This is a genomic window from Rathayibacter sp. AY2B7, from assembly GCF_002931635.1.
Lineage (GTDB): Bacteria > Actinomycetota > Actinomycetes > Actinomycetales > Microbacteriaceae > Rathayibacter.
In genome coordinates this window covers 1-1,174 of record NZ_PSUC01000220.1, presented here as the reverse complement: position 1 = coordinate 1,174, position 1,174 = coordinate 1, and the positions used below count along the sequence as shown (strand labels likewise).

Below are 1,174 nucleotides of genomic sequence, written 5' to 3'. Positions count from 1 at the left end.
GGCACCGACAACGACGCCACGCAGGGCGACACGTTCGGCGTCCGCGACGACACGCTCAACGACGTCAACATCCTGCTCCACGTCTCGGCCGACCACCGCCGCGATCCCGACCACCACTGTCCGCACCCCGGACCGCCGCCGGAGCCGCCCGTGCCGCACCGCGCGCTCGTGAACCCTCATGCGCTCCCACCCCTCGCCCCGCCCGCCCGTCCGCGGACGCAGTCGCTCGCCAGTGTAGGCAGGCCCCCTCCGATGCGGCGCGGAACGGCCCTGCTACCGTCGTGCGCGCATCGAGGAGCGGAGGAGGAGCCGTGCAACACCGAGTCGTCGATCCCGTCACGCAGATCGAGTGGATCGTCCCGCCGTTCGCGACCGAGGAGGACACCCTCGCCCGCGCGCGGGCCGATCGGGAGGGGCGGCTCGCCGACCTCCGCCTGTACCCGGACCACTGCGCGGAGTATCCGCTCTGGGCGGTCGACGGCCCGATCGACGATCCGGGTGCGATCGGCGTCCCGGAGGCCCTGCACGCACCGCTGCTCCGCTGGCAGGAGCTCTGGGCGTCCGGATGCGACGTGTTCGAGGGCTGGAGGAGCGCCGAGGCGGAGGAGCGCTGGCTCGCCCTCGGCCGGGATCTGCACACCGAGCTCGAGGCCGCCCTCTGGCTGACGACCCGGGTGCTCGCCTGCTTCTGAGGGCTGCTGCCCCGGCATCCGCGGAAGAGCCGCCGCCGCAACCCGTCCCCGGACCGGCCCCCGCGTGCCTACCCTGGACGGTGCGCTCTCCTCGTCTTCTGCAGCAGGTCGTCGGCAAGCTCGGCGGGCAGCGGCCCGCGGCCCCGGTGAGCCGTCGAGCGCAGCGCGCGCTCCTCGCCGAGCAGACGGTCCGCGGAGTGCTCGAGCTGGCCGTGCGGCTGGGCGAGACGCTGCTCTCGCTGGGGTCCGCGGCCGCCGAGGTGACCGAGACGATCCAGCGGGTGTGCCGCGCCTACGGCATCGAGTGCCAGGTCGACCTCACCTTCACGTCGATCCTGGTCGTGCACGACGGAGGCGACGACTCCCCCAGCGTGAGCGTGCTGCGCGTCGTCCCCTCCCGCAGCGCCGACTACGAGCGGCTCGCCCGCGTGACGGCGCTCGTCACCGCCATCACCGAGGGCTCGCCGGAGGTACGGGTCGCC

At 74.0% G+C, this 1,174-nt stretch carries 3 protein-coding genes; 2 read left to right on the top strand and 1 reads right to left on the bottom strand.

All coding sequences use genetic code 11. The annotated features are described in order from the left end of the window. On the bottom strand, positions 1-180 hold a 180-nt coding region (locus C5C27_RS18445; protein ID WP_219813211.1), incomplete at its 3' end, for a hypothetical protein. A 131-nt stretch (positions 181-311) separates the two neighbouring features. Between C5C27_RS18445 and C5C27_RS18300 the strand changes: the two genes are divergently transcribed. Together C5C27_RS18300 and C5C27_RS17515 are read left to right on the top strand one after the other, a co-directional pair. Then, positions 312-692: a hypothetical protein gene (locus tag C5C27_RS18300; protein ID WP_181133593.1), complete on the top strand. Its 381-nt coding sequence runs from the start codon at positions 312-314 to the stop codon at positions 690-692. An 80-nt stretch (positions 693-772) separates the two neighbouring features. Beyond that, a partial coding sequence (locus C5C27_RS17515; protein WP_181133592.1) for a threonine/serine exporter family protein occupies positions 773-1,174 on the top strand: 402 nt, incomplete at its 3' end.